The sequence below is a fragment of the Rhizobium leguminosarum genome, assembly GCF_010668065.1.
Lineage (GTDB): Bacteria > Pseudomonadota > Alphaproteobacteria > Rhizobiales > Rhizobiaceae > Rhizobium > Rhizobium leguminosarum_S.
Genome location: NZ_WUEN01000009.1, coordinates 70,935 through 96,295, shown reverse-complemented (window position 1 = coordinate 96,295; position 25,361 = coordinate 70,935). Strand labels below are relative to the sequence as shown.

Here is a 25,361-nt window from a genome sequence, read left to right as displayed (position 1 = left end):
GGATGGCACGAGTGGGCAACATATCCATCAGCCATATCGGCTTCCTCACCCCCGGCAACTATCCCGACGGCGATCCGTTATCGGGATTGGAGCAGACGCTTGAGCAGCTGCAATATGGCGAAGATTTGGGTTTCGACAGCGCCTGGGTCCGCCAGCGGCACCTGGAGCCCGGAATCTCTTCCGCCAGCGCCTTCCTGGCGGCGGCGACGCAGCGAACCAGCCGGATAGAGCTTGGAACCGCGGTCATCCCGATCGGCTACGAGAGCCCTTACCGGCTGGCCGAAGACCTCGCCACCGTCGATGTTCTGTCGCGCGGACGGCTGAATATCGGTGTCAGCGCCGGACGACCGTTGCACGCAGACCTGATTGCCCCGCTCGTCTTCGACGGCGATTGGACGGGTTTCGATTTCTCGCATGATCGCGTGCTGCGCTTTGCCGACAATCTGCGTGGCACTTATCTCGGCGACGAGCAGACCTTGATCAAGACGCCCTTCGGCCCGCAGCGGCCACGCCTGCAGCCTTATGCCAAGGGCCTGATCGACCGGATCTGGTATGGCGGCGGGTCGCAGCGCTCGGCCGAATGGGCCGGCCGCAATGGCTTCAACCTGTTGACCGGCAATGTGATAACAGGGGAGGGGACGGATGATTTCTTCATGGCGCAATCGCGATTGATCGAAACCTATCGCGCCGCCGGCACGCAGCGTCGCGTCGCGCTGGGGCGCGTCATCTTGCCTTTCGACAGCGCCGATGCGGCAACGCGCCGCCGATATCGAGATTATGCCGATGGCCGCCATGAGCGAACGCTTTCACCGCAGGGCGAGCGGCGGACCTTGTTCGCCCGGGATGTCGTCGGCACATCGGAGGAGATATTGGCGCAGCTTTTTGCCGATCCGATCCTGCCCGAGGTCAGCGAGTTGAGGCTGGAGCTCCCTTACGAGTTCGAGCACGAGCAGTATCGCCAGATTCTCCACGACTTCGCGACGCTGATCGCACCGGAGCTCGGATGGAAAGCGCCATCCGACATCCGCGCCGCTTCCTGAAAATGCCGTCGTCTATTCGACGCCAGAACAATCACCTCACAGGGAACATTCATCAGTGACCAAATCGGTAGAATATTTCTTTTCGATCGGCTCGCCCTGGTCGTATATCGGCTTCGATGCCTTCGCCGAACTTGCGGCGAAGAACGACGTCGTCATCACGCCCTATCTGACGACGGTGGTCGAGGAAAATGGTGGTATCTTTTCGCGCAACCGCCCGGAGATCCGGCGCGTCTACTGGACGCGGGACCTCAAGCGCTGGGCGCGCTTGCGCGGCAAGGAACTGCGGCTCGAACATCGCCCGGATCTGAGCGATCCGACGCCGGCGTCCCTCTTCGTGATTGCGGCTTACCTCGACGGACAGGATTGGATCGGCGTTGCCCGCGCCCTGCAGCACGCCTTCTGGAGCGAGGCGAAGGATATCGGCAAGCCCGATGTGCGCGAAGCGATCGTGACATCAGCAGGTTTCGATGGCGCAGCACTCCTCAGACGACAAGCCGATGACGATGTCCAGAACAAATGGTCGGCGGACCGCGTGCATGCGCGCGACAGCGGCGTCTTCGGCTTTCCCACATATGTCTTTGACGGCGAGATCTATTGGGGGCAGGACAATTTGCCCTTCCTCGAACGTCATCTTCACGGCGACAAGCCTTAGGCTTGGAATTGCAGCGTCCCGAGGTCGCAGATGTCGATGGTGGTCGGCTTGCAGCCTATGCGTGCCGGAACAGCGGCGAACGTTTTTTTCAACCAGGCGAAGAAGGAGAGATGCACGTTCCTTTAATCTATCAATTTTGTAGACAATAGTTGAGGCAACGCAAAGAGAGGAAAAACCATGTCAGGTTTCAAACTCGTCGGCATCGCTGGCAGCTTCAACCGTCCATCGAAGACATTGGCACTTGTCCGGCACGTCGCCGAACGTGCGAGCATTCGCTACGGATTTACTAGCAAGAGCTATGATCTCAATGATGTCGGTCTGTCGCTGGGCAGCGCCTTGTGGCGCAAGGATCTCGACGCGCAGGCCAGGCATGTCATCGACGAGATCGTGCAGGCTGATGCCCTGATCATCGGCTCGCCGACCTACAAGGGCTCTTATCCCGGCCATTTCAAGCACCTCATCGACCTGATCGATCCCCACGAACTTCGGGGCAAGCCGATCGTCATCACGGCGACCGGCGGCGGTGACCGGCACGCGTTGATGGTCGAGCATCAGCTTCGGCCGTTGTTTGGTTTTTTCATGGCCCACACCTTACCGACTGCCGTCTATGCGTCCGATCGCGATTTCACAGACTATGCGGTCTCATCCGACGCGCTTTTGGCCCGCATCAACGAAGTGATCGGCGAATTGGCGGCCTTCTTTCCGGGCGCAAACCCGGCCCTGGCGGCAGCCGAGTAAGGATCGTCACCATGACTCGATCTCAGGAAGCAACGATCACCGATGTGGAAAGGCCTGGGCCAAGCGAGAAATTGTGGAGCGTCTTCGAATTCGCCCGGCGCTATCGTCTCGCCAAACGCGAGGAGAACCGCCTGCTGATGCTCTATGGACCGAGGGCATCGCTTCACGTTCTTCTAGCCAAGCACAACGTCATTCGCTGATTTCCTAACCGAAGAATACCGGTTCCTGACAGGAGGTTCGCATGAAGCTTGATTTCCACTTCTGGCTAAGACTCACGATTGGCCGGCTGCTAGAGCCGAAGACGCCGGCTGCGCACGAGCCTGTAAACGGATTGCGTGCGCGGGACGACGAGCGCGACCGGTCCGCCCGCGAATACGAACTCCACTATTGGGGCGCGATGCCCGGCCTTTGGTATTGAGGAGAATTGTGTGATGGCGATTGTCGTTGAGACCGACCTGCGTCGGCACGGTGCGAGAAGAGCGGAAGGCAGCGTCATGCCGCATTTCAGGCATGCGGCCGGAATCTACACGATCGTCAGCTCCTTTACATTCCTGTTCGCCCTGGTGATCGGGTGGATCTGATGAGTGATGTCCGATGTTTGCCCCGATCGGGAAAAAGACCGACGCGCAGCTTCAGAGAGGATGCCGTCAGATGATCGATGTACTTATTGTTCCCGGGCTTTTCGGCTCGGGAGAAGGGCATTGGCAACAGCACTGGCTGCAGGATCAGCCTGGCAGTCGTTGCGTCGCTCAGGACGACTGGGATCATCCGAACCTTGACAACTGGCTGCTGCGATTGGAAGGCGCGCTTGAAGAGGCCGGCGAGGCCTATCTGGTTGCCCATAGTCTCGGATGCCTGCTTGCCGCCCGCTTGGCCGGGCGAAGTGCAGCGCGGCGCGTCAAGGGAGCATTGCTCGTTGCTCCATGCGATCTGCCGGCCACGGAAAACCTGCATCCCGGGCATATCTCGTTTGGCGCCATGCCGACGGCGCCTTTGCCTTTTCCGAGCATCGTCGTCGGCAGCATGAACGATGCCTACATGACGGTCGATCGGCTGACCCTGTTCGGCCGCTTGTGGAACGCCGAGACCAGGAATATCGGCCTTGCCGGGCACATCAATGTCGCCAGCGGCTTTGGCCGCTGGCGCAACGGCTACCGATTGCTGGAGGGCTTGAAGACGCAAACGCGCGGTCGAAGGCATGTCGTTTCCATGCCGCCGGCTTTTGCTATGTGAGTGGAATCGCAATGTCCGACATTGTCGCCGACCTGCTGCGCCTTAGCGAAGATCCGAATGCCGACCCGAGGACCAGGCGCCGCCAAACTATGGAGCGGCTGGTGCAGACGCTGCTCGCCATGGCAGCTACCGAAATGGGATCGGAAGATCCGCAGCATCGCCATTCCATCATTCATTTGACGACGATCATCCGCGAGATGACGGGAAGGATCGCCGAGGCCGATGATGCGACGTTTTCGGCAATCGTCAGGGAGGCCGCGATGCTGATACGCAGCCTGCAGCGGCGCCAGGCCGATGCGGCCAGATTTACGGTGCACTGACGCATGGCGGAGATTCGGGAGCACAATCAGTCGGCGGTCCACGGAAGCAAACTTTTGATGACCGGATCAACAATGGCTCTGACGGACAAACTCGTATCGCTGAGCCTTCGCCCCGCGATCGATGTCGGCCCCGAGCCACATCGAAAACCGCTGACCGAAGCCGAGGTGGAGATGCTCGCCAACCGGCTTCTCCATGAGTCTACCGGCGCGCCGCTTTGGATCTTCGCCTATGGATCATTGATATGGAAGCCGGACTTCGACGCCGTCGAATCGCAGCATGGCGCAACAAGAGGCTGGCATCGCTCCTTCTGCCTGCAGATGACCCGCTGGCGGGGAACCCGGGCCCAGCCGGGTCTGATGATGGCACTTGACCGCGGTGGACGTTGCAACGGCATCGTCTTCAGGCTTGCCGATGATGATCGCCTTGGTCAGATTCGGCGGTTGATCCGCCGTGAAGTCGGCACGATCGAAGACGCTGCGACGGTTCGTTGGATCCCTGTCGCGACCGCACACGGGCTCGTGCGCGCGCTGGTCTTTTGGGCTGGCCCGAAGGGCGAGCGCGTTTCCCGAAAATTGCCGCTGGAGACGGTGGCGCAGGTGCTTGCGAGAGCCTGCGGCCACATGGGTTCCTGCGCCGAATATCTGTATCTGACGGTGAAACATCTGGAAGAACGTGGCATCCGGGACCGCAATTTATGGCGGCTTCAGAAGCTGGTCGCAGCCGAGCTCGTCGCCATACACGGGCTGAACGCGGCGGCGGGAAACCATTGAATATCGCTCCCTGCCGCCCTCCGGTCAGAGCTTGCCCTTCCAGGGCACGAGGTACGCCTCCAGAAACCGGATGGCGGCCGAGAAGGTGAACGCGCAGATCGCGATGATGCCGATACCGACGAAGACGACGTCGGTCGCCAGGAACTGTGAAGCCGACATGATCATGAAACCAATCCCGCGCGTGGAGGCGATCAATTCAGCCGCAACCAGCGTACCCCAGCCGACACCGAGCGCAATTCGAATGCCGGTGAGAATCTCGGGCAGGGCCGACGGCAGGACGATGTCCAGGAAGAGCTGCAGCCGGCTCGCGCCCAGCGAACGCGCGGCATTGACGCGCTCGATCGGCAGCGCACGGACGCCGGCCTGGGCCGAGAGGCAGATCGGTGCGAACATCGCAAGCACCAGCAGCGTGATCTTCGACGTCTCGCCGATGCCGAGCCAGATGATCATCAGCGGCAGGTAGGAGAGCGGCGGAAGCGGCCAGTAAAACTCGATCGGCGCGTCGAGCACCCCTTTTGCCCAGCGATTCAGGCCCATGAGCAATCCGAGAGGGATGCCGGCGGAGACGGCGATGAGGGCGGCGACCACGATGCGGAACAGGCTTGCAAAAACATGCTCGGACAGCGACGCTCCTGCGTAACCGTCGCGATAGATGGCGCCGATCTGTGTCAGCACCTCGTCAGGACGCGGCAGAAACAGGTGTGGAACGACACCGAGCGCGGAGACGACCCACCACAGCAGCAGTATGGCCAGCGCTGTCGCAATGCTGATGGCCACCGTCGATTTCTCGCCGGCTCCAAAGCCCGCCATTTTCACCAGCTTGACCTGATGGTCCTCTCTATCCGCCGCAATCGGCGGGGCCTGCACTATATCCCTCATGCGGCGCTCCTGAGGTCTTCGGTGCTGTGGAGAATGGCGCGGATCTCCTCGCGCAGCTCGGCAAATTGCGGTGACGCCTTGATCGATCGGGCGTCGCCGGTTTCTGCGAAGCGGCGAACGAAATCCAGATCGAAGCGTGCAACGACGCGCCCCGGTCGAGGTGACATGACCAGGACCTGCGTGCCCAGGAACAAGGCCTCTTCAATAGAGTGCGTGATGAAGAAGACCTTCTTTGCCGTCTTATCCCAGATGGAAACCAGCAGTTCCTGCATCTGCTCGCGCGTCAAGCTGTCGAGCGCGCCGAACGGCTCGTCCATCAGCAGGATGTCGGGATTTGTCGCCAGAGCGCGTGCGATGCCGACACGCTGGCGCATGCCGCCCGACAGCTCGTAGGGAAAAGCGCCGGCGAATTCGTCGAGACCGACAAGCCGGAGCAGCTCCAGGGCGCGTGCTTCGCGCTCCTTGCGCTTGACCCCGGCGAATTTCAAACCGAGGGCGACATTGTCGACCACCGATTTCCAGGGTAGCAGCGAGTCTTTCTGAAAAACGACGCCGCGGTCCGCGCCGGGTTGTTCGACCGCGCGGCCATCGAGCGTGATCCGGCCGTCCGAAAGCGGAAGGAAACCGGCAATCGCGTTGAGGAGGGTTGATTTGCCGCATCCCGACGCGCCGAGCGCGACGACGAAGCTCCGTTCGGGAATATCGAAGGAAACGCGATCGAGCGCGTGAACGGTCCGCCCGTCGCGGGCTGCGAAGTAAACGCTGGCGTGATCGACTTTAAGCATATTGCCGCTCGCACGTTAGACACCGGCGCGGCAAGCCGCGCCGGTGTCGGGGAGGATCAGTTGCTGACGCCGGTGAGGGCATCTGCGGTGACGAAGGCGCCGTAATTCGCCAGCACGTCGGAAACCTTGCCCTGCTCCTTCAGAAACGATGCCGTGTCCTTGAGGATCTTGCCGGCACCCGCCTTTTCGCCGCCGCCGAGCCATGCATCCGATGCCTGGACCTCAGGTGTCAGAAGCGTGAGGTTCTCCAGGGCCGAGGCCTGCTGATCGGCCGTTCCGCCGAGAAGCTTGGCAAGCGACTTGGCGTTGTCGCTGTCGGGACCCCAGGCGGATTTGTCCGATGCGAAGGATGCGTAGTATTTGTTGATGACCGAAGCGAAACCCTTCAGAAAGTCCGGGTTGTCGGCGGCAAACGTCGAGGTCGCGACCCAGGCGGAGAATGTCGGCGCACCCTTGTCTGCCACCTCTTTGGAGGTCACCAGGACCTTCCCGTTCTTTTTCAGTTCGGTGAGCGCCGGATCCCAGACGAAGCCGCCATCGATGTCGCCGCGATTATAGCTGGCGACGATCTCGGGCTGAGGGATTGCGAAGACCTGAACGTCTTTTTCGGTCAGGCCCAGCGATTTGATGAGCGCCAGGAGTTGATAGTGGTCCGTGGATACCGGCGCGGCCGCAAGCTTCTTACCCTTCAGATCATTCAGGCTTTCGATACCGGAGCCGTTACGGACGACGAGAGCCTCGTCGATGCCCGAGATGGAGGCGAGGTAAAAGGCCTTGACCTCGAGCCCGCGTGATACTGCAGCCGCAAACGGGCTGGAGCCGACATAGCCCACCTGGACATCGCCGGAGGCAATGGCCGCAAAGATTTCGGCGCCCGAATTGAACCTGCGGAAGTCGACGTCATATCCCGTCTCCTTGGAGAATTCGCCATTGGCGATCGCCACGGAAGACGGCAAAGCATCGGTTTGATAGGCGACGACGACTTTCTTGTCCGCCGCTTCAGCGACAACAGCCGCTGTTAGAGTGCCGACGCCGACGGCGATTGCGGCAACCAAATTCCTGAAATTCATCTTGAGCCCCTTTGTTCAGGGCCGCACGGCCCTTGATCTCACCCTCAAAAGCGTAATCGTTGGGGAGGGGCTAGCGGGAGAAATAACAAACTATATTTATAGACTATAGAGATAATTGTTTTCGTGATTCTGCCGCTCGTGCGATCCGCAAGGACAGGCGAGCGACACCGAGCTTGAATGACGAAATGTCTCGGTGACGTTCTGAGCTTCAGGGAGAATGCAATTGACGTATGATGTTATCGTGGTCGGTTCCGGTTTTTCGGCGATAGCGGTTACCTGCAATCTCATCGAGCAGCTTCCCGCTTCGGCGAAGGTCGCCGTCGTCGGCGACGATCCTGGCTTCGGCCGCGGGACGGCCTACCGAACGGAACTCTATCTCCATCGCCTCAATGTTCCCGCCGGCCGCATGAGCCTGTTGCCGCATCAACCCGACGACTTTGTCGACTGGCTGAAAAGCCATGGACGCCCGTTGCAGGCCGGCGATTTCGCCTCGCGCAGCGATTACGGACTTTATGTCCGCGATACGCTTGCGCGGCTGCTTCGAAAACGGGACGGCCGTTGCCGGGTCGATTTCATCAAGGCCAAGGCGGCGGGATGCGTGGAACGTTACAGCAGCACGCTGGCCTTCCATCTCGGCAATGGCGACGAGATTGCCGGCAGGAACGTGGTGCTCTGCCTCGGCGTCGGGAACGCGACCCTTCCGGTCGCTCCGGACGGGGTCCCGGCGTCGTTGCGATCGCGGATCATCGAGAACCCGTGGCGGCTTTCGTGGCTGAGGCGTGTCGCACCATCCGATGCGGTGTGTATCCTCGGATCCGGCCTGACAATGATCGATCAGGTCCTCGCGCTTCGCGCCCATGGCCACCGCGGCAGGATCGATGTGCTTTCGCGGCGCGGGCTCGCACCGCTCGGACATGCGCGGAAGCCGCCAGTGCCTCTGCCGATCGACGTGCAGGCGCTTCCGGAGACGATCAGCGGCATATTGAAGACCCTACGGGGGAAGAGCAGGACGGTTGCCGATTGGCGAGCCGTGATGGACGGTCTGAGGCCTGCAACGCAGGCTCTCTGGCAACGGCTTTCGAGCGAGGAGCGGGCACGATTCCTCAGGCATGCGCTTCCCTGGTGGAACATCCACCGTCACCGGGTCGCGCCTGACGTGTTCGAAAGGTTTGAGAAACTGGTCTTAGACGGAACCGTTCGTTTCCACGCGGGCTTCCTGAAATCGCTCGGGGCCGAGGAAGGCCGGCTCGTTGCCGGCTACAGGGTCAGAGCGGCGCGCGAGATCGCCGAGATCCGGGCGGACTGGCTCGTCAACTGCACGGGAATGGAGCGGGCCGGGATCAGTCATTCACCGCTTTTGAAGGAAATGAACCGCTTTGAGTTGATCGTCCCCGATCCTCTTGGGCTCGGGATCCAGGTGGATGCCGCTTCCGAGGTGATAGCCCCGTCCCGGATCTCACCTGCCCGACTGTTTGCGGTCGGCGCCCTGACGGCGGGGCAATTCTGGGAGATCACGGCCGTTCCAGATATCCGGGTGCAGGCCAAGGCCGTGGTCGAGGAGATCGTTTTAAGAGGTTAGCTCCCGACGTGCAGGCAGCAGAACGTCCTTTGCGCGTCTGAAAAGACGGGCGGCGCTATAGCTCGGTACGGCGCTTGTTGAATTGCCGGGCGCCGACAGCTACAGTATCTGGTACGCCATAATACGATTCTTGCATTCGGCTGCCGCGGCGGAAGTTGAGCGTGCAAAGTCCAACACTGAGGTAGAGAATGAGCGGTGCTCTGAAGGACGCAATTCGAGTCGAGCGTCCTGCAAAGACCTTGCGGGAATTAGCGCTCGACAAGGTCCGCGAGGCCATCGTCAATGGATATTTCCGTCCCGGAGCTCGCCTTGTCGAGCGTGACCTCTGCGCCCAGCTCGGCGTCAGCCGAACAGTCGTGCGCGAGGTTCTGAGGCATTTGGAATCGGAAGGGCTTGTCGCCAATCTGCCGAACAAGGGGCCGATCGTCGCGCAGCTCGACATCGAGGAAGCCAAGCAGATCTATGAAATCCGCGGCGCGCTGGAAGGCATGGCGGCGCGGCTATGCGCGGAGCGCCGCAGCCCGGAGATCGTCGCCGCGCTGGAGGAATCTCTGGCCGGGATCCGCAACAGTTACCGCGACAACGACATGGCGGCTGTGCTGACGAACACCTCTTCCTTCTATCACACGCTGTTCACGATGGTGGACAGGAACGTTGCCTGGGGTGTCGTCAATCTCCTGACCGTGCGCATTAACCACCTGCGCTCGATGACGATCAAGACGGAGAGGCGCGGCATCGAAGGGCCGCTGCAAATGTCGAAGATCGTCGACGCCATCCGCCGCGGCGACGGCGAGGGGGCTTACCGGGCTGCGCTGGATCACGTCGCCGCCGCAAGCGCGATCGCCGAAGCGGTGCTGTCCGCCAAGAAACCTGCCGAATAGGCACGAGCGGCCTCCTGCCGCTTCTCTGCAGGCCCTGGCAAAGCGCACATCTCAGCTGTCGATATCACTCCATTTGCGATGATGTTCCGCGCAATTCAGCGGAATCCATACTCCGCGCTTGACACCCAACTTTGTCCAATGTGATGGTATGCCATATTAAATAATATATAAGGCGGTACCATGAACTGGGACGACCGTGACTTCTGGACTCGGCCGGCCTCCGCGGGACGCCGCCATGTCGTTTGTCAGCTGACAACGCGCTGACGGGAAGAAAGCGCTGTCCGGTGGGTCGAGATGCGCGCGCGCCAAATTGAAAAACTCCGCCTCGGCCTGAACTGCGTCCTCGCGGGAACCAACTTGACACTCATATATTATGGTATACCATAATACGATATTGAGAAATGAGGTGCTCGATGGCCATTCAAATTCGCAAGACGGGACTGCAGATCGAAACGACGCTGATCGAAGGCGGCAAGGCCGCGGCGGTTCCGCTGAAGCTGTTTACCGCCTTTGCTGTCGTGAAGAATCCCTGGGCCGGTCGTGGCTTCGTCGACGACCTCAAGCCCGAAATTCACGCAGGCGCTCCGGTGCTCGGCGAGTTGCTGACCAAGATGATCATCGATGCGGTCGGGTCCGGCGAGGCTGTCGAAGGCTATGGAAAGTCCGCTGTCGTCGGCCTGGACGGCGAGATCGAACACGGGTCCGCGCTCATCCACACGCTGCGTTTCGGCAACTTTTATCGCCAGGCCGTCGGCGCCAAGTCCTATCTCGCCTTCTGCAACACACGCGGTCCGGCCAATGCACCGATCATGATCCCGCTGATGGACAAGAACGATGAAGGCCGCCGTTCGCACTATCTGACCATCCAGACGTCGATCCCCGACGCGCCTGCTGCCGACGAGATCGTCGTGGCTCTCGGTGCTTCGATAGGCGGGCGCCCGCATCACCGCATCGGCGACCGCTACCAGGATCTGAAAGACCTGGGGCAGGACGTTGCCAATCCTGCGGGCGTTTGAAGGAGCGCTCGAGATGCTGACAGCCGGATCGATGACACGCACCGCTGCAGCAACATACGCCGCCGGTGCCTTGCCCCGAAAGAAGACGGCAAGCGGAACGGCCTATCATGAGGCCGGCAGCGGCGAGCCGCTGGTTCTCATTCATGGCGTCGGCATGCGGCTCGAGGCCTGGGCTCCGCAGATCGCATTCCTGTCTGCAGGCCATCGCGTCATCGCCGTCGACATGCCGGGACATGGGGAGAGCGCAAAGCTGCCGGCGGGCAGCCGGCTCGAGGAGTTCGTCACCTGGTTCGGAGGCTTTCTCGACGAGATGGCAATCGACACGGCAAATGTTGCCGGGCACTCGATGGGCGCACTGGTTTCAGGAGGGGCGGCCGCGACCTTTGGCGAGCGGATCAGCCGCGTCGCCTACCTCAACGGCGTCTACAGGCGTGACCCTGAAGCAAAGGCCGCCGTGCTTTCGCGCGCTGCGGCCATTCCCGTATCCGGCGTCGACAAGGAAGGTCCTCTCGCCCGCTGGTTCGGCGATGATGCGGACAGCGTCACTGCGCGTGAATTGACGCGAAAGTGGCTGAACCTCGTCGATCCCCAAGGATATGCCGTCGCTTACGCCGCTTTCGCGGGAGGAGACGAGACCTATGCTGACGGCTGGAAAGACGTAGCTGGTCCGGCCCTGTTTCTGACGGGGTCCGATGATCCGAACTCGACGCCCTTGATGGCGACGCAAATGGCAGAGCTTGCGCCGCGGGGCTACGCCCGCATCGTCGAAGGGCATCGTCATATGGTGAACCTGACCGCGCCTGATATCGTCAATTCGCTGCTCGCTGAGTGGCTATCGTTCGGGGAGGATGAACGATGACAATCCAGACTGTCGACCCAAGAGCACTGCGAGATGCATTCGGGGCTTTTCCGACCGGGGTGACTGTCGTCACCGCCTGCGACGGGGATGGACATCCGATCGGCTTCACGGCGAACTCCTTCACCTCGGTCTCGCTCAATCCGCCTTTGCTCCTCGTCTGCCTTGCCAAGACGTCGCGCAATTTCGCCATCATGACCGGAGCGCAGCATTTTGCGATCAACGTGCTTTCGGAAACGCAGAAAGACGTGTCGAACACCTTTGCGCGACCGGTCGAGGATAGATTTGCGGCGGTCGAGTGGGCGAGGGGATCGGCAGGCTGCCCGATATTCTCGAACGTGGCGGCCTGGTTCGAATGCGCCATGGAAGAGGTCATCGAGGCTGGCGACCACGTCATCTTGATGGGTCGCATCGAAGCTTTCGACAATAGCGGCCGCAACGGTCTCGGCTATGCGCGTGGCGGTTACTTCACGCCGACGCTGGCAAGCAAGGCGGTGTCCGCGGCAAGCGAAGGCAATATGGAACTTGCAGCCGTCGTCGAACGTCGCGGGGAAGTTCTGCTGCTCGGCGAGGATGTGCTCTCCCTGCCCAGCGTCGACGCCCATGACGGCAGCCCGACCGAGGCACTGCAAAAATACCTGGAAACACTCACCGGGCTGAAGGTCAGCATCGGCTTTCTCTATTCGGTTTATGAGGGCAAGAGCGACGGCAAGCAGCACATTGTCTATCACGCCGTTGCCGGAGAGGGCGAGCCTGCCGGCGGCAGGTTCCTGAAGCCTGACGCATTGGTTGCGGCAAAGTTCAAGACCAGTTCGACAGCCGATATCGTCAGCCGTTTTGCGATGGAAAGTTCGATCGGCAATTTCGGCGTCTATTTCGGCGACGAGACCGGCGGCACTGTTCACCCAATTCCAGCCAAGGACGCAAAAGCATGAAGTTCTCCCTCTTCGTCCATATGGAGCGGCTCGACGCCAGCCAAAGCCATAAGAGCCTCTACGAGGAATTCGTCGCGCTTTGCGAGATCGCCGACAAGGGCGGGATGCACGCGATCTGGACGGGTGAGCACCATGGCATGGATTTCACCATTGCGCCCAACCCGTTCGTGACCATTGCCGATCTGGCGCGGCGCACATCGCGGGCACGGCTTGGGACGGGAACGGTGATTGCACCCTTCTGGCATCCGATCAAACTCGCCGGCGAGGCCGCCATGGCCGACATCATCTGCGACGGAAGGCTGGATATCGGTATCGCGCGTGGGGCTTATTCCTTTGAATATGAACGTCTGCTGCCCGGCCTCGATGCCTGGGGTGCCGGCCAGCGCATGCGCGAGCTCATCCCGGCGGTCAAGGGCATATGGGCCGGCGACTACGCCCATGACGGGGAATTCTTCAAATTCCCTTCCACCACCTCGGCGCCGAAACCGATGCAGCAGCCGAACCCACCCATCTGGGTGGCCGCGCGCGATCCGAACTCGCACGAATTTGCCGTCGCCAACGGCTGCAACGTTCAGGTCACGCCGCTCTGGCAGGGCGACGACGAGGTTCAGTCGTTGATGGAGCGCTTCAACGACGCCTGCGCCAAACATCCCGAGATCGAGCGGCCCAAGATCATGTTGCTGCGCCATACCTATGTCGGCTCGTCAGAAGACGATGTCGCCCAGGCCGCCCATGAGCTCAGCGTCTACTACAATTACTTCTTCGCCTGGTTCAAGAATGAGAAGCCGATTACCCAGGGTCTGATCGAGCGGATCCCGGACGAACAGATCCAAGCAAACGCGATGCTGTCGGACCAGGTCATGCGGACCAACAATGTCGTTGGCGACGCTCAGACCGTCATCGACCGGCTCAAGGCGTATGAAGCGCTCGGCTATGACGAATATTCCTTCTGGATCGACACCGGCATGAGCTTCGAGCGCAAGAAGGCGTCGCTCGAGCGTTTCATCACCGAGGTCATGCCGGCATTTCAGGAGTAAAGACCATGCGGCGTTTCCAGCACTATATCGACGGCGAATTTTCAGATGGCGAGGCCAGCTATCCGAGTATCGATCCCGCCTCCGGCGCGGTCTGGGCGGAGATGCCCGAAGCGCGCGAGGGCGATGTCGATCGGGCTGTAAAAGCTGCCGACAGGGCGCTTTACGAAGGCCCCTGGCCGAAAATGACGGCCACCCAACGCGGCAAGTTGCTTTACAAGCTGGCCGATCTGGTTGCCGCCAACGCGCAGGTCCTCGCGGAACTGGAGACGCGCGACACCGGCAAGATCATCCGCGAAACCTCGGCGCAGATCGCTTATGTCGCCGAATACTATCGCTACTATGCCGGAATCGCCGACAAGATCGAAGGCGCCTACCTGCCGATCGACAAACCTGACATGGATGTCTGGCTTCGCCGCGAGCCGATCGGCGTCGTTGCGATGGTCGTGCCGTGGAACAGCCAGCTTTTCCTGTCGGCGGTGAAGATCGGCCCGGCGCTGGCGGCCGGCTGCACGATGGTGGTCAAGGCCTCGGAAGACGGGCCGGCGCCGCTTCTCGAATTTGCGCGGCTCGTGCACGAGGCAGGCTTTCCCGCCGGCGTCGTCAATATCATCACCGGTTTCGGCGCCTCCTGCGGCGCCGCCCTCGGCCGGCACCCGAAGGTCGCCCACGTCGCTTTTACCGGCGGCCCTGAAACCGCCCGGCACGTCGTTCGCAACTCGGCCGAAAACCTCGCCTCCACCTCGCTTGAACTTGGCGGCAAGTCGCCGTTCATCGTCTTTGCCGATGCGGACCTCGAAAGTGCGGCCAATGCCCAGGTCGCAGGCATCTTCGCTGCGACAGGGCAGAGCTGCGTTGCCGGATCGCGCCTCATCGTCGAACGCAGCGTCAAGGATAAATTCGTTGCCCTGCTGCGCGAGAAGGCGGAGGCAATCCGGATCGGCGCGCCGCTCGATATGGCGACCGAAGTCGGCCCGCTTGCCACCAAGCGCCAGCAGGACAATATCGGCGCCCTCGTCGCCAAGTCGATTGAAAGCGGCGCCCGCCTCGTCACGGGAGGGCGCAAGATCGACGGCGACGGCTATTATTTCCCGCCGACGATTCTCGACTGCGACGGTGTCGCCTCGCCGTCGCTGATCGAGGAATTCTTCGGGCCGGTCCTGTCCGTCGTGTCATTCGAGACGGAGGCCGAGGCGCTGCGGCTCGCCAACGATACCCGTTATGGCCTGGCTTCCGGCGTCTTCACCCAGAACCTGACCCGGGCGCACCGGCTGATGAAGGGGCTCCGTGCCGGGATCGTCTGGGTCAACACCTACCGCGTGGTATCACCGATCGCGCCGTTCGGCGGTTTCGGCCTGTCTGGCCATGGCAGGGAAGGCGGCATGGCCGCGGCGCTCGACTATACCCGCACAAAGACGATCTGGCTCAGGACATCGGACGATCCGATCCCCGATCCCTTCGTGATGAGGTAGCGCCGATGTTTTACGAAATCCGCACCTACCGGCTGAAGAACGGCACCATCCCGCAATATCTCAAGGTCGTCGAGGAAGAGGGGATCGAGATCCAGAAGAGCCATCTCGGCACGCTCGTCGGTTACTTCTTTTCGGAGATCGGAACGATCAACGAGATCGTCCACATCTGGGCCTTTGCGAGCCTGGACGACCGGGAGGCGAGGCGCCAGAGGCTTTTGGCCGATCCCCGGTGGCAGGCCTTTCTGCCCAAGATCCGCGATCTGATCGAGGTGGCGGAAAACAAGATTATGAAGCCAGCTAACTTTTCTCCCAGGAGCGAGGCGCACTGACGGCATAAGGCATGCAGGACAAACCAGAACAAGGATAAGGGAACATGAAAACAACATTTGCTTTCGCGGCGGTTGCCGCATTCGTGGCTGTGTCCGTACCGGCGCACGCCGACAACATGGTCTTTTCGAGCTGGGGAGGAACGACCCAGGACGCGCAGAAGGCCGCATGGGCCAGCCCGTTCACGGAGAAGACCGGTATCACCGTCGTACAGGACGGACCGACGGACTACGGCAAGCTCAAGGCGATGGTCGAGGCCGGTCAGGTTACCTGGGACGTGGTCGACGTCGAAGGCGACTATGCCGCCCAGGCCGGCAAGAATGGCCAGCTGGAGAAACTCGATTTCTCCGTCATCGATAAATCCAAGCTCGATCCGCGCTTCGTGACCGACTATTCCGTCGGCAGCTTCTACTATTCCTTCGTGATCGGCTGCAATGCCGATGCTGTCAGCGCCTGCCCGAAGACATGGGCTGACCTGTTCGACACGGCTAAGTTTCCGGGAAAACGCACATTCTACAAGTGGTCGGCTCCCGGCGTGATCGAAGCGGCGCTGCTTGCCGACGGCGTGGCCGCTGACAAGCTCTATCCGCTTGATCTCGACCGCGCCTTCAAGAAGCTCGATACGATCAAATCGGATATCGTCTGGTGGTCGGGCGGCGCACAGTCGCAGCAGCTTCTGGCATCCGCCGAGGCTCCCTTCGGCAGTATCTGGAATGGCCGCATGACCGCGCTTGCGGCGAGCGGCATCAAGACCGAGACCTCATGGGAACAGAACATCACCGCTGCGGATTCGCTCGTCGTGCCGAAGGGTTCGCCGAACGTGGAAGCCGCGATGAAGTTCATTGCAATGGCGACCTCGGCCGAACCGCAAGCCGCCCTTGCAAAAGCCACCGGATATGCGCCAATCAACGTTGACTCGGCCAAGCTGATGGATCCGGAAACGGCCAAGACCCTGCCGGATCAGCAGACGGCCAGCCAGGTGAATGCCGACATGAACTACTGGGCGGACAATCGCGATGCCATCGGCGAGAAGTGGTACGCCTGGCAGGCGAAATAGCCTGAAACTTGAGACGAATGGGCACGGCGAATGTTCGCCGTGCCTCCCGCAGCGCCAGTGCCCGTTTGTACGACCTCGGCGCCTGCGGAAATTGACGGGTGGGAAGGACTGTCATGTCGACATATAGCGATGCCTCCGGCGCAATTGCGCCCCTGCCAAAGGTGCGCAGGGCAACAGGGTTCGGCGGGGTCCTTCCGGCTCTCGCCTTCGTGACGATCTTCTTCATCGCGCCGGTGGCGGTACTGCTGCTGCGCAGCGTGCTGGAACCGGTGCCGGGCTTTGGAAACTATGCGCAGCTGATCGGGTCCGCGACCTATCTCAAGATTTTCGCCAACACCTTCATCGTCTCTGGTCTGGTCACGGCGATTTCGCTGCTGATCGGATTTCCCGTTGCCTGGGCACTGGCAATCATGCCCGGGCGGCTGACGTCGGTGATCTTTGCTATTCTGCTCCTGTCGATGTGGACCAACCTGCTTGCCCGCACCTATGCCTGGATGGTGCTTTTGCAGCGGACGGGGCTGATCAACAAGATGCTGATCGGCATGGGGCTGATCGACAAACCGCTGGCACTGGTCAACAACCTGACCGGGGTGACGATCGGCATGACCTATATCATGCTGCCCTTCATCATCCTGCCGCTCTACGGCGTGATCAGGAAGATCGACCCGTCGACCCTGCAGGCGGCAGCACTTTGCGGCGCCAACCGGTGGCAGTGCCTGACCCGTGTCCTGCTGCCCTTGGCCATGCCCGGCATGGCGGCTGGCGCCCTCATGGTCTTCGTCATGTCCCTTGGTTATTTCGTCACGCCGTCGCTGCTCGGCGGCACCGCGAACATGATGCTCGCAGAGCTGATCGCGCAATTCGTGCAGTCGCTGGTCAATTGGGGAATGGGAGGTGCCGCGGCGCTGGTTCTCCTCGTGGTGACCTTGTCGCTTTATGCCGTGCAGCTGCGCTTCGTCGGCAACCAGAACCCGGGAGGGCGTTGACATGTTGCTCAATTTCGACCGCCTCGGCTGGTGGAAATATATCCTGCTGGCGATCACGCTTCTGACTGCGGCCTTTCTGCTGCTGCCGATCGTCTTTATCGCGGCGCTCTCCTTCGGCTCCTCGCAGTGGCTGATCTTTCCGCCGCCGGGCTGGACGTTTCAATGGTACAGCGAGCTCTTTGCCGATCCGCGCTGGCTGGAATCGGCTTGGACGAGCTTCAAGATCGCGGTCATCGTGACGATCCTGTCGGTGCTGCTCGGGCTCGTGACGTCCTTCGGGCTGGTGCGCGGTTCGTTCTTGTTCCGCGATGCGCTGAAAGCGCTGTTCCTGACGCCGATGATCCTTCCCGTCGTGGTTCTGGCGGTCGCCCTTTATGCCTTTTTCCTGAGAATCGGCCTGGGAGGCACGTTGGCGGGCTTCGTCATTTCGCACCTCGTTCTCGCACTGCCCTTCTCGATCCTGTCCATATCAAGCGCGCTGGAAGGTTTCGACAAGTCGATCGAGGATGCAGCGGTTCTGTGCGGCGCCTCGCCTCTGGAAGCAAAGATCAGGGTCACCCTGCCGGCGATCAGCCATGGGCTGTTTTCGGCTGCCGTCTTCTCGTTTCTGACATCCTGGGACGAGGTGGTGGTGGCGATCTTCATGTCCAGCCCGACCCTGCAGACGCTGCCGGTAAAAGTATGGGCGACGCTGCGGCAGGACCTGACGCCGGTTGTCGCTGCGGCGTCGACCCTTCTCATCCTTTTGACGATCCTCTTGATGGCGCTGGTTGCCGTCGTGCGTAAGGTACTGAAACAATGAAAGAACCATTCCTTCAGATCCGCGGAATACGCAAGGAATACGGCCCTGTCGTCGCCGTCCACGACGTCAATCTCGACGTTCGGCGCGGGGAATTCCTGACCTTTCTCGGACCGTCCGGATCCGGGAAAAGCACGACCCTCTACATCCTGGCCGGTTTTGAAACTCCGACGAAAGGCGACATCACGCTGGAGGGCAAGACCCTGCTCGACACGCCGTCGCACAAGCGCAACATCGGCATGGTGTTCCAGCGCTACACCCTGTTTCCGCACCTGACGGTGGGCGAAAACATCGCATTCCCGCTGAAGGTCAGGCGCAAGTCCAAGGCCGAGGTCGACAGCAAGGTGAAGGAGATGCTGCGCCTCGTCAGGCTCGAAGGCTTCGAGGATCGCAAGCCCGCACAAATGTCCGGCGGCCAGCAGCAGCGTGTCGCCCTTGCCAGAGCCCTTGCCTATGATCCGCCGGTGCTTCTGATGGACGAGCCGCTATCGGCGCTCGACAAGAAGCTGCGCGAGGAAATCCAGCATGAGATACGCCGGATCCACCAGCAGACCGAAGTGACGATCCTCTATGTCACGCACGACCAGGAGGAGGCGTTGCGCCTCTCCGACCGCATCGCCGTCTTTTCCAAGGGTGTCATCGATCAGATCGGGGCAGGCCCGGAACTCTACGCCAATCCGCGGACCCGCTTCGTTGCAGAATTCATCGGCGACAGCGATTTCATTTCATGCGACCTGCTGTCATCCTCCGATGGGCAGGCCACCATTTCGCTTGGCGGCGGGAGCGTCTTCAATCATATTCCGGTGCATGGAAAAGGAACCTCCGGGACGAGGGCAGCCCTGATGCTGAGGCCTGAGCGCATTCGATTGTCGCGAAACCAGGCGGCGGGAGCGGGTCTTGCCGCGACGGTCAGCGACATTACCTTCCTCGGCAACAATATTCACGTCTCGACCGAGACGGCGACAGGCGAGGCGCTGGCGGTTCGCCTGCCGTTCGGTCACGAGGCTATCGCCGGGCTCAGCCGTGGCGATATAGTCCATCTGAATTTCGATCCCGGTGCCGCTCACGTATTCTGTTGAAAGTTGTCATATGAAGCTCAATGATCCCTCGCTGTTCCGTCAGGCATGCCCCATCGCCGATCGCTGGGTCGAAGCGGAAGGCCGCAAGGCGGCGAAGGTCCGCAATCCAGCGACAGGCGAGCCGCTGGGGGTGGTGCCTGACCTCGGTGCCGCGGAAACGGAAGATGCCATCCGCGCCGCGGTCATCGCCCAGAAGCTTTGGGCGAAGAAGACCGCCGGTGAGCGCGCCGCCGTTCTCAAGGCATGGCACCGGCTGATGATCGAAAACCGCGATGATCTGGCGATGATCCTGACGCTGGAACAGGGAAAACCCCTGGCCGAGGCCAAGGGGGAGATCACCTATGGTGCGAGCTTCATCGAATGGTTCGCCGAAGAGGCGAGACGCATCAACGGCGAGGTCGTACCGGGACATCAGCCTGACAAGCGGATCCTCGTGCTGCGCCAGCCCGCAGGCGTAGTGGCGGCGATCACGCCCTGGAACTTTCCGAACGCGATGATCACCCGCAAGATTGGCCCCGCGCTTGCCGCCGGCTGTGCCGTGGTTCTCAAGCCGGCGCTGCAGACGCCATTCTCCGCCATTGCGATCGCCGTTCTCGCTGAGCGCGCCGGCCTGCCGCCTGGGCTTCTCAACATCGTCACGGGTGATGCAGCGGCAATTGGCGGGGCGCTGACGGCAAGCCGCGACGTTCGGGTTCTGACATTCACGGGCTCCACTCGGACTGGCGAACTGCTTTACCGGCAATGCGCGCCGACGATCAAAAAGCTCGGCCTCGAGCTTGGCGGCAATGCACCCTTCATCGTCTTCGACGACGCTGATCTCGATGCTGCCGTCGAAGGCGCGCTCATCGCCAAGTTCCGCAACAACGGCCAGACCTGCGTCTGCGCTAATAGGCTTTATGTCCAGGACGGCGTCTACGAGGCGTTTGCCGCCAAGCTCGCCGCGGCCGTTTCGGGCTTGAAAGTCGGCAACGGTCTCGACCGTGACGTCGTGCTTGGCCCGCTGATCGACGACAATGCCGTCGCCAAGGTCGAAAGCCATATCAGCGATGCCGTTTCAAAGGGTGCCGGGATCGTCTTAGGCGGCAAACGCCACGCGCTCGGCGGCCATTTCTTCGAGCCGACGATCCTGCGCGATGTTGCTGCCGGCATGCAGGTCGCCCGCGAGGAAACCTTCGGGCCGCTTGCACCGCTTTTCCGTTTCCGCGACGAAGAGGACGTCATCGAACAGGCAAACGACACTGAGTTCGGGCTTGCTTCGTATTTTTACGCCCGCGATCTGTCGCGGGTATTTCGCGTGGCCGAAGCCCTCGAATATGGGATGGTCGGCGTCAATACCGGTCTCGTCTCGACGGCTGAGGCTCCGTTCGGCGGTGTGAAAATGTCGGGTCTCGGCCGCGAAGGGTCTCGGCACGGATTGGACGAATATACCGAGCTTAAATATATCTGCCTGGGCGGTATTGCCTGACCTGGCCGATGCTTGCGCTTTGCAACGGGGCCGCGCGTCAAGCGCCATACCCAGTCTTGCACGATCAGTAGCGTCCCGCCGTGGGTTCGGGCCGCATCCGAACGCGAACCGTCGTCACAGATCGCTGCAAGAGCCAGCAACCGCCGGATCTGATCGGTATCCTTCGTCTGTCGTGCGAGCTGCGAAAAGCAGCTCCGTCGTATTGTCATCTCAGCTCACTGCGATAGAGGAGGAAAAATACACGACCATTAGATCTGTTGCGCGTTTCTCTGAAATTGGCTGCGATAGAATTGAACGCTGCCGCTACGCGAAATATACAGCACCGATGCTATGCTGAAACCCGCAACACCGATTCCAGCAACCAAATCGACGACATAGTGTCCGCCTTCGGTGATGGCGGCCAGCAGCATTAGCGCATTTAAGAAAATCATCGGAAATCTTATCCATCGTATTGTCCATGCGCCCCAACTGCACAACACAGCTACCGCCGCATGGACCGACGGAAACGAGATGATGCCGCTTGCATGCTCCAATTGCAGGACAAAATTTGGGTCATTTCTGACGGCTACAATTTGTGGGACGTATTCGACTCCGAGTATGCCATTGATGTTTTTGAGATCGCCAGGGCGGAGGGAAAAATCTGTGTAGGTTCCGAGCGCTGGATACCAAATGGTGATGATACTCGCGATGACGCAAATGAGGCCATATGTCCCCACGACCTGATACGCGCGAGAGCGATGACCGCACAGGCTCAGCACCACCGGAAGGAATAAAAGCTGATAGTGGAATGTTTGATATGCAAGCATCAGTGACTTTGCGAGCAGCGGATGCGCGTCGAAAAAGGCAATCAAACTCAACCAGTCGATGCCAAGAAGGCGATCCAGTTGGAGAAGCTGTTGATCCTGCAGGGGCATCTTCAGAGCAAAAGCAACGTAGGTGGACACGACTAGCGGACTCGTTAGCAATAAGCCCATGCCAGTGCATTCAACAATGCAGAGCAGTGACGGGATTCCGCGCCAATGGCACAGGAGGCCAAAGCCCAAGAGAAAAATCAGGGCGACCGTGCTTAGCTGCGTGAAGCCTCTTGGATCCACCGACAGGCCAACGAGCCAAGCCAGTATCGGAACAATCGCGCAGGCACATCCGGTAAGGCCTATCAAAAAGGCTCGCGCTTTGGATGTCTCGGACATGGGATAACCCCTTGACGTGTCCGTGACCTATTACCAATCACAAGTTAAGGTTCAGTGGATTTTGTAGCCGTTTGTTGCCAATTTTGAACGCGTCAGTCTTTATCATACCCGCGCTGTCGAGATGACGATAGGCGCGGACCGTCAGTTCCCGACCGCTGCGATGATGCCGATCTCGACTGTGAATTCCGGTCCGGCGAGCCTCGCTTCGACCGTGGCGCGCGCTGGCGCATGACCTGAAGGCACCCAGGCGTCCCAGACGGCATTCATGTCTTCGAAGCTGGAGATGTCAGCAAGCCAGATCGTCGCGCTGAGGATCCGTGTCGGATTGCTGCCCGCGTCTTCCAGAAGCCGGGTGATCCGCGCCAGGATGTTGGTCGTCTGTTCGTGGACGGAGGCACCCGGCGCGTCGATTGCGACCTGGCCTGCGAGGAACACGAGGCCGCCATAGGTCACGGCCTGGCTCATCCGTTTTCCGGTTTCATAGCGTTCGATCTGCATGCTCAACCCCCTGAATTAATCTCTATGCGCAATCTTCTGGCGTTCGGCGCGTCGCTGCAGCCATTGGATCGTGGCGAGGAACAGCGTCGAAAACAGGATGAGGAGCGTGGCGACGGCGGCGATCGTCGGGCTCAGCGTTTCGCGCACGCCGCTCCACATCTGGCGTGACAGCGTGCGTTCTTCGGAGCCGGCGATGAAGAGTGCAATCACCACTTCGTCGAATGATGTCACGAAGGCAAAGAGCGCGCCGGACGCCACCCCTGGCGCAATGACCGGCAGCATGATGCGCAAGGTCGCTTCGACCGGGGCTGCGCCGAGACTGGATGCTGCCCGCATCAGATTGTGATCGAAGCTTGCGAGCGTGGCGGTCACGGTGATCACCACGAAGGGCGCGCCGATCGCTGTATGCGCCAGCACCAGCCCGGTCAGGCTGTTGAGCAGCCCGACGGCGGCAAAGGCATAATAGATGCCGACCGCCGAAACGATGACCGGCACGATCATCGGCGAAATCAGAATGGCGGTCAGCGTTGCCCGCGCCGGGCAGGAGGGCCGGCTGAGGCCGATCGCGGCAAGCGTGCCGAGAAAGGTCGACAGAAGCGTGGCGAAGACGGCGACGATGATGCTGTTCTTCAGCGCCAGCTGCCAGACGTTGGAATCGAAGAATTCGCGATACCAGCGGAGCGATAAGCCGGGCATCGGATAGGTGAAGAACGGCTCGGCATTGAAGGAGAGCGGCACGATCGCCACGATCGGCGCGATCAGGAAGAGGATCACGAGACCGCCAGCCAGCCACAAGAGGATCGAAAACAGCCGCGGGAAAGAAAGGAAATTCGTCATCAGCCTATCCTCAGCCTGTCGATGCCGACAATGCGATTGTAGACGGCATAGAGGATCAGCACCGCCACCAGCAGGATCGTGCTCAAAGCCAAGCCCAGTGAAGGCAAAGTGAAGGCAAAGTCCCCATCACTCGAACCTTGAATGTAAGGAAAAATTCCATTACTTTTGTATTGGTTACGATAGGAGATTTTCCATGCCTTCCCTTGCCGTCACAATGAAAGGGCAGATCACGCTGAGACGGGATTTGCTGACGCACCTTGGGGTCAAACCGGGGGAGCGGATCGAATTCGACAAGCTGCCTGGCGGCGAACTGCGGGTAAAGGCTGCTCGTCCAGCGGGGACCATCGACGACTTCATCGGTCGGCATGCTGGCAAGATGAAGAAGCCGTTGACCATCGAAGAGATGAACGAAATCGCGGCTTCGGGCTGGGCCGGCGAGGAATGAAAGTTTCAGTCGATACCAACATTCTTGCTCGAGCCGTCCTGCAGGATGATGCTGAGCAGGGCAGGGCAGCGGCAAAGCTCCTCAAGGAAGCATCGCTGATCGCGGTTTCTCTGCCGAGCTTATGTGAACTGGTGTGGATACTGCGTCGAGGAGCCAGGCTGTCAAAGGAAGATGTTTCACAGACGATCCACGACCTGCTCAACGCCGGCAATGTGGCGATGAACCGTCCTGCTGTCGAAGCAGGACTGGCCATGCTGGAGGCGGGTGGCGATTTTGCAGATGGCGTGATTGCCCATGAAGGCGCATGGCTTGGCGGCGAGAGCTTCGTATCTTTCGACAAGCAGGCGGTCGAACTGGTAATCCGCCAAGGCCAACCCGCGCGTCTTCTCGCCTGAAATTCCGCAGGCTCATGAGCGAGACGGCGGGCGGGCGTTCGCTTCAGAACCGATGTTCCGCTCCTTCGACCGGATTTGCCCAGACCGTCATCCCAGGCGCAAACGGCGTCTCGCCTTCGGCGCGCACCACCATCTCGCCGAGTTCGGGGACGTCGAGGTAGAGGATCGCGTCGGCGCCAAGCCGCTCGAGATGCCGGATTCTTCCCTGCCATTGCCCGGCACCTTCCGAAAGCCTGATATGCTCAGGGCGAATGCCATAGGTCGTGCAGTTCAATCGCCGCGCTATCTCGCCGCCATAGAGGTTCATCTTCGGGCTGCCGATGAAGCCGGCGACGAATGGTGTCGCGGGATTGCGGTAGAGCTCCATCGGACTGCCGATCTGCTCGACCGCGCCACCGTTCAGCACGACGATCTTGTCCGCCATCGTCATGGCTTCGACCTGGTCGTGGGTGACATAGATCATCGTCGACTTCAGGCGGGCGTGCAGATCGGCGATCTCAAGACGCATCTGGGCTCTGAGCGAAGCGTCGAGATTGGAGAGCGGCTCGTCGAACAGGAAGACCTTGGGATCGCGAATGATCGCGCGACCGATGGCGACGCGCTGCCTCTGGCCGCCGGAGAGTGCTTTCGGCTTTCTCTCCAGCAGCTGGGTGAGCTGCAGCGTTTCAGCCGTCGCCGCGACCTTGGCGGCGATTTCCGCCTTTGGGCGGCGGGCGAGTGAAAGGCCGAAGCCGATATTCTCGGCAACGGTCATATGCGGGTAGAGCGCGTAGCTCTGGAACACCATGGCAATGCCGCGCTCGGAGGGTTCGGCATAGGTCACCTCCTTGCCGCCGATGGTCAGCGTGCCTGAGGTCGTTTCTTCCAGGCCGGCGATGATGCGCAGCAGCGTCGACTTTCCGCATCCAGACGGGCCGACGAAAACGACGAACTCGCCGGAGGCAACCTCCAGATCGATCCCCTTGATGACTTCGAGGGCGCCAAAGCTCTTGCGAACCTGTTTGAGAGTGAGCTCAGCCATT

Annotated in this window: 30 protein-coding genes and 1 pseudogene; 24 read left to right on the top strand and 7 right to left on the bottom strand. The window is 60.7% G+C overall.

Annotated elements, in window-relative coordinates:
* Nucleotides 1-2 precede the first annotated feature (2 nt).
* From GR198_RS23165 to GR198_RS23135, 9 genes and pseudogenes are all read left to right on the top strand, one after another.
* Entirely contained in the window at nt 3-1,040 is a 1,038-nt protein-coding gene (locus tag GR198_RS23165; protein WP_029873506.1) for an LLM class flavin-dependent oxidoreductase, read from the top strand.
* A gap of 55 nt (nt 1,041-1,095) precedes the next feature.
* Nucleotides 1,096-1,692 carry a 2-hydroxychromene-2-carboxylate isomerase gene (locus GR198_RS23160; protein ID WP_029873505.1) on the top strand — a complete coding sequence of 199 codons (597 nt, stop codon included), beginning with the start codon at nt 1,096-1,098 and terminating at the stop codon, nt 1,690-1,692.
* Nucleotides 1,693-1,869: 177 nt separating this feature from the next.
* The gene (gene msuE, locus GR198_RS23155; RefSeq protein WP_029873504.1) at nt 1,870-2,430 is read left to right on the top strand and encodes an FMN reductase; all 561 of its coding nucleotides are present in this window, start codon (nt 1,870-1,872) and stop codon (nt 2,428-2,430) included.
* A gap of 11 nt (nt 2,431-2,441) precedes the next feature.
* A pseudogene (locus tag GR198_RS23150) lies at nt 2,442-2,638 on the top strand (hypothetical protein).
* Between the two features lie 33 nt (nt 2,639-2,671).
* Nucleotides 2,672-2,848 carry a hypothetical protein gene (locus GR198_RS35500; protein WP_003555675.1) on the top strand — a complete coding sequence of 59 codons (177 nt, stop codon included), beginning with the start codon at nt 2,672-2,674 and terminating at the stop codon, nt 2,846-2,848.
* A 13-nt stretch (nt 2,849-2,861) separates the two neighbouring features.
* Nucleotides 2,862-3,011 carry a hypothetical protein gene (locus GR198_RS35495; RefSeq protein WP_172643822.1) on the top strand — a complete coding sequence of 50 codons (150 nt, stop codon included), beginning with the start codon at nt 2,862-2,864 and terminating at the stop codon, nt 3,009-3,011.
* 70 nt (nt 3,012-3,081) lie between these two features.
* Nucleotides 3,082-3,663 (top strand): RBBP9/YdeN family alpha/beta hydrolase, encoded by a 582-nt coding sequence (locus GR198_RS23145; RefSeq protein ID WP_029873503.1) that lies wholly within the window; start codon nt 3,082-3,084, stop codon nt 3,661-3,663.
* An 11-nt stretch (nt 3,664-3,674) separates the two neighbouring features.
* Nucleotides 3,675-3,983, top strand: coding sequence for a hypothetical protein (locus tag GR198_RS23140; RefSeq protein WP_029873502.1), 309 nt, complete (start codon nt 3,675-3,677; stop codon nt 3,981-3,983).
* A 3-nt stretch (nt 3,984-3,986) separates the two neighbouring features.
* Nucleotides 3,987-4,754, top strand: coding sequence for a gamma-glutamylcyclotransferase (locus tag GR198_RS23135; RefSeq protein WP_164069634.1), 768 nt, complete (start codon nt 3,987-3,989; stop codon nt 4,752-4,754).
* Between the two features lie 24 nt (nt 4,755-4,778).
* Here GR198_RS23135 and GR198_RS23130 read toward each other — a convergent pair whose 3' ends face one another.
* From GR198_RS23130 to tauA, 3 genes are read right to left on the bottom strand one after another with little or no spacing between them, the layout of a single operon-like run.
* Nucleotides 4,779-5,633 (bottom strand): ABC transporter permease subunit, encoded by an 855-nt coding sequence (locus tag GR198_RS23130; protein WP_164069633.1) that lies wholly within the window; start codon nt 5,631-5,633, stop codon nt 4,779-4,781.
* Nucleotides 5,630-6,418: a taurine ABC transporter ATP-binding protein gene (locus GR198_RS23125; protein WP_029873499.1), complete on the bottom strand. Its 789-nt coding sequence runs from the start codon at nt 6,416-6,418 to the stop codon at nt 5,630-5,632. The genes GR198_RS23130 and GR198_RS23125 overlap by 4 nt, the downstream gene beginning before the upstream one ends.
* A gap of 56 nt (nt 6,419-6,474) precedes the next feature.
* Nucleotides 6,475-7,488 (bottom strand): taurine ABC transporter substrate-binding protein, encoded by a 1,014-nt coding sequence (gene tauA / locus GR198_RS23120; RefSeq protein ID WP_029873498.1) that lies wholly within the window; start codon nt 7,486-7,488, stop codon nt 6,475-6,477.
* A gap of 217 nt (nt 7,489-7,705) precedes the next feature.
* Here tauA and GR198_RS23115 point away from each other — a divergent pair, with 217 nt between their 5' ends.
* The 13 genes from GR198_RS23115 to GR198_RS23055 all read left to right on the top strand — a co-directional run bounded on the left by GR198_RS23115 (nt 7,706) and on the right by GR198_RS23055 (nt 20,974).
* Complete coding sequence (locus GR198_RS23115; RefSeq protein WP_029873497.1) at nt 7,706-9,067, top strand: FAD/NAD(P)-binding protein; 1,362 nt, start codon at nt 7,706-7,708, stop codon at nt 9,065-9,067.
* Between the two features lie 188 nt (nt 9,068-9,255).
* The gene (locus GR198_RS23110; RefSeq protein WP_029873496.1) at nt 9,256-9,948 is read left to right on the top strand and encodes a GntR family transcriptional regulator; all 693 of its coding nucleotides are present in this window, start codon (nt 9,256-9,258) and stop codon (nt 9,946-9,948) included.
* A 413-nt stretch (nt 9,949-10,361) separates the two neighbouring features.
* Entirely contained in the window at nt 10,362-10,964 is a 603-nt protein-coding gene (locus GR198_RS23105) for an amino acid synthesis family protein (RefSeq protein ID WP_003538313.1), read from the top strand.
* Between the two features lie 13 nt (nt 10,965-10,977).
* Nucleotides 10,978-11,823, top strand: a complete 846-nt coding sequence (locus tag GR198_RS23100; protein ID WP_029873495.1) for an alpha/beta fold hydrolase — start codon at nt 10,978-10,980, stop codon at nt 11,821-11,823.
* Nucleotides 11,820-12,755, top strand: a complete 936-nt coding sequence (locus tag GR198_RS23095) for a flavin reductase family protein (protein WP_029873494.1) — start codon at nt 11,820-11,822, stop codon at nt 12,753-12,755. The genes GR198_RS23100 and GR198_RS23095 overlap by 4 nt, the downstream gene beginning before the upstream one ends.
* Nucleotides 12,752-13,792: an LLM class flavin-dependent oxidoreductase gene (locus GR198_RS23090; protein ID WP_029873493.1), complete on the top strand. Its 1,041-nt coding sequence runs from the start codon at nt 12,752-12,754 to the stop codon at nt 13,790-13,792. Before GR198_RS23095 ends, GR198_RS23090 begins: the two co-directional genes overlap by 4 nt.
* 5 nt (nt 13,793-13,797) lie before the next feature.
* Nucleotides 13,798-15,261 carry an aldehyde dehydrogenase gene (locus tag GR198_RS23085; protein WP_029873492.1) on the top strand — a complete coding sequence of 488 codons (1,464 nt, stop codon included), beginning with the start codon at nt 13,798-13,800 and terminating at the stop codon, nt 15,259-15,261.
* 5 nt (nt 15,262-15,266) lie between these two features.
* Nucleotides 15,267-15,590 (top strand): NIPSNAP family protein, encoded by a 324-nt coding sequence (locus tag GR198_RS23080; RefSeq protein ID WP_003538302.1) that lies wholly within the window; start codon nt 15,267-15,269, stop codon nt 15,588-15,590.
* 44 nt (nt 15,591-15,634) lie between these two features.
* The gene (locus tag GR198_RS23075) at nt 15,635-16,645 is read left to right on the top strand and encodes an ABC transporter substrate-binding protein (protein WP_017992525.1); all 1,011 of its coding nucleotides are present in this window, start codon (nt 15,635-15,637) and stop codon (nt 16,643-16,645) included.
* Between the two features lie 113 nt (nt 16,646-16,758).
* Complete coding sequence (locus GR198_RS23070; protein ID WP_029873491.1) at nt 16,759-17,631, top strand: ABC transporter permease; 873 nt, start codon at nt 16,759-16,761, stop codon at nt 17,629-17,631.
* 1 nt (nt 17,632) lies between these two features.
* Nucleotides 17,633-18,433 carry an ABC transporter permease gene (locus GR198_RS23065; RefSeq protein ID WP_025398202.1) on the top strand — a complete coding sequence of 267 codons (801 nt, stop codon included), beginning with the start codon at nt 17,633-17,635 and terminating at the stop codon, nt 18,431-18,433.
* Nucleotides 18,430-19,509 (top strand): ABC transporter ATP-binding protein, encoded by a 1,080-nt coding sequence (locus GR198_RS23060; protein WP_029873490.1) that lies wholly within the window; start codon nt 18,430-18,432, stop codon nt 19,507-19,509. The genes GR198_RS23065 and GR198_RS23060 overlap by 4 nt, the downstream gene beginning before the upstream one ends.
* Before the next feature lie 10 nt (nt 19,510-19,519).
* Entirely contained in the window at nt 19,520-20,974 is a 1,455-nt protein-coding gene (locus tag GR198_RS23055; protein WP_029873489.1) for an NAD-dependent succinate-semialdehyde dehydrogenase, read from the top strand.
* Nucleotides 20,975-21,222: 248 nt separating this feature from the next.
* On the opposite strand, the gene GR198_RS23050 is transcribed toward GR198_RS23055, so the two are convergent.
* The 3 genes from GR198_RS23050 to GR198_RS23040 all read right to left on the bottom strand — a co-directional run bounded on the left by GR198_RS23050 (nt 21,223) and on the right by GR198_RS23040 (nt 23,499).
* The gene (locus GR198_RS23050; protein WP_029873488.1) at nt 21,223-22,164 is read right to left on the bottom strand and encodes a phosphatase PAP2 family protein; all 942 of its coding nucleotides are present in this window, start codon (nt 22,162-22,164) and stop codon (nt 21,223-21,225) included.
* Between the two features lie 141 nt (nt 22,165-22,305).
* Nucleotides 22,306-22,662, bottom strand: coding sequence for a RidA family protein (locus GR198_RS23045; protein ID WP_029873487.1), 357 nt, complete (start codon nt 22,660-22,662; stop codon nt 22,306-22,308).
* Nucleotides 22,663-22,677: 15 nt separating this feature from the next.
* Nucleotides 22,678-23,499 carry an ABC transporter permease gene (locus tag GR198_RS23040; protein ID WP_029873486.1) on the bottom strand — a complete coding sequence of 274 codons (822 nt, stop codon included), beginning with the start codon at nt 23,497-23,499 and terminating at the stop codon, nt 22,678-22,680.
* A 193-nt stretch (nt 23,500-23,692) separates the two neighbouring features.
* On the opposite strand from GR198_RS23040, the gene GR198_RS23035 reads away from it, so the two are divergent.
* Together GR198_RS23035 and GR198_RS23030 are read left to right on the top strand one after the other, a co-directional pair.
* Nucleotides 23,693-23,944: an AbrB/MazE/SpoVT family DNA-binding domain-containing protein gene (locus GR198_RS23035; protein WP_029873485.1), complete on the top strand. Its 252-nt coding sequence runs from the start codon at nt 23,693-23,695 to the stop codon at nt 23,942-23,944.
* Entirely contained in the window at nt 23,941-24,339 is a 399-nt protein-coding gene (locus GR198_RS23030) for a type II toxin-antitoxin system VapC family toxin (protein ID WP_029873484.1), read from the top strand. Before GR198_RS23035 ends, GR198_RS23030 begins: the two co-directional genes overlap by 4 nt.
* Nucleotides 24,340-24,382: 43 nt before the next feature.
* Here the strand turns inward: GR198_RS23030 and GR198_RS23025 are convergent, their stop codons facing one another.
* Entirely contained in the window at nt 24,383-25,360 is a 978-nt protein-coding gene (locus tag GR198_RS23025) for an ABC transporter ATP-binding protein (RefSeq protein ID WP_164049032.1), read from the bottom strand.
* Between the last annotated feature and the right edge of the window lies 1 nt (nt 25,361).

Excerpts from the sequence above, each read along its gene's own strand:
- GR198_RS23075 (WP_017992525.1), top strand. The coding sequence starts at position 15,635 with ATGAAAACAACATTTGCTTTCGCGGCGGTTGCCGCATTCGTGGCTGTG.
- GR198_RS23090 (WP_029873493.1), top strand. The coding sequence starts at position 12,752 with ATGAAGTTCTCCCTCTTCGTCCATATGGAGCGGCTCGACGCCAGCCAA.
- GR198_RS35495 (WP_172643822.1), top strand. The coding sequence starts at position 2,862 with ATGGCGATTGTCGTTGAGACCGACCTGCGTCGGCACGGTGCGAGAAGA.
- GR198_RS23100 (WP_029873495.1), top strand. The coding sequence starts at position 10,978 with ATGCTGACAGCCGGATCGATGACACGCACCGCTGCAGCAACATACGCC.
- GR198_RS23085 (WP_029873492.1), top strand. The coding sequence starts at position 13,798 with ATGCGGCGTTTCCAGCACTATATCGACGGCGAATTTTCAGATGGCGAG.
- GR198_RS23110 (WP_029873496.1), top strand. The coding sequence starts at position 9,256 with ATGAGCGGTGCTCTGAAGGACGCAATTCGAGTCGAGCGTCCTGCAAAG.
- tauA (WP_029873498.1), bottom strand. The coding sequence starts at position 7,488 with ATGAATTTCAGGAATTTGGTTGCCGCAATCGCCGTCGGCGTCGGCACT.
- GR198_RS23115 (WP_029873497.1), top strand. The coding sequence starts at position 7,706 with ATGCAATTGACGTATGATGTTATCGTGGTCGGTTCCGGTTTTTCGGCG.
- GR198_RS23035 (WP_029873485.1), top strand. The coding sequence starts at position 23,693 with ATGCCTTCCCTTGCCGTCACAATGAAAGGGCAGATCACGCTGAGACGG.
- msuE (WP_029873504.1), top strand. The coding sequence starts at position 1,870 with ATGTCAGGTTTCAAACTCGTCGGCATCGCTGGCAGCTTCAACCGTCCA.
- GR198_RS23050 (WP_029873488.1), bottom strand. The coding sequence starts at position 22,164 with ATGTCCGAGACATCCAAAGCGCGAGCCTTTTTGATAGGCCTTACCGGA.
- GR198_RS23040 (WP_029873486.1), bottom strand. The coding sequence starts at position 23,499 with ATGACGAATTTCCTTTCTTTCCCGCGGCTGTTTTCGATCCTCTTGTGG.
- GR198_RS23105 (WP_003538313.1), top strand. The coding sequence starts at position 10,362 with ATGGCCATTCAAATTCGCAAGACGGGACTGCAGATCGAAACGACGCTG.
- GR198_RS23165 (WP_029873506.1), top strand. The coding sequence starts at position 3 with ATGGCACGAGTGGGCAACATATCCATCAGCCATATCGGCTTCCTCACC.
- GR198_RS23060 (WP_029873490.1), top strand. The coding sequence starts at position 18,430 with ATGAAAGAACCATTCCTTCAGATCCGCGGAATACGCAAGGAATACGGC.
- GR198_RS23140 (WP_029873502.1), top strand. The coding sequence starts at position 3,675 with ATGTCCGACATTGTCGCCGACCTGCTGCGCCTTAGCGAAGATCCGAAT.
- GR198_RS23125 (WP_029873499.1), bottom strand. The coding sequence starts at position 6,418 with ATGCTTAAAGTCGATCACGCCAGCGTTTACTTCGCAGCCCGCGACGGG.
- GR198_RS23080 (WP_003538302.1), top strand. The coding sequence starts at position 15,267 with ATGTTTTACGAAATCCGCACCTACCGGCTGAAGAACGGCACCATCCCG.
- GR198_RS23135 (WP_164069634.1), top strand. The coding sequence starts at position 3,987 with ATGGCGGAGATTCGGGAGCACAATCAGTCGGCGGTCCACGGAAGCAAA.
- GR198_RS23030 (WP_029873484.1), top strand. The coding sequence starts at position 23,941 with ATGAAAGTTTCAGTCGATACCAACATTCTTGCTCGAGCCGTCCTGCAG.
- GR198_RS23095 (WP_029873494.1), top strand. The coding sequence starts at position 11,820 with ATGACAATCCAGACTGTCGACCCAAGAGCACTGCGAGATGCATTCGGG.
- GR198_RS23025 (WP_164049032.1), bottom strand. The coding sequence starts at position 25,360 with ATGGCTGAGCTCACTCTCAAACAGGTTCGCAAGAGCTTTGGCGCCCTC.
- GR198_RS23055 (WP_029873489.1), top strand. The coding sequence starts at position 19,520 with ATGAAGCTCAATGATCCCTCGCTGTTCCGTCAGGCATGCCCCATCGCC.
- GR198_RS23045 (WP_029873487.1), bottom strand. The coding sequence starts at position 22,662 with ATGCAGATCGAACGCTATGAAACCGGAAAACGGATGAGCCAGGCCGTG.
- GR198_RS23145 (WP_029873503.1), top strand. The coding sequence starts at position 3,082 with ATGATCGATGTACTTATTGTTCCCGGGCTTTTCGGCTCGGGAGAAGGG.
- GR198_RS23065 (WP_025398202.1), top strand. The coding sequence starts at position 17,633 with ATGTTGCTCAATTTCGACCGCCTCGGCTGGTGGAAATATATCCTGCTG.
- GR198_RS23130 (WP_164069633.1), bottom strand. The coding sequence starts at position 5,633 with ATGAGGGATATAGTGCAGGCCCCGCCGATTGCGGCGGATAGAGAGGAC.
- GR198_RS23070 (WP_029873491.1), top strand. The coding sequence starts at position 16,759 with ATGTCGACATATAGCGATGCCTCCGGCGCAATTGCGCCCCTGCCAAAG.
- GR198_RS35500 (WP_003555675.1), top strand. The coding sequence starts at position 2,672 with ATGAAGCTTGATTTCCACTTCTGGCTAAGACTCACGATTGGCCGGCTG.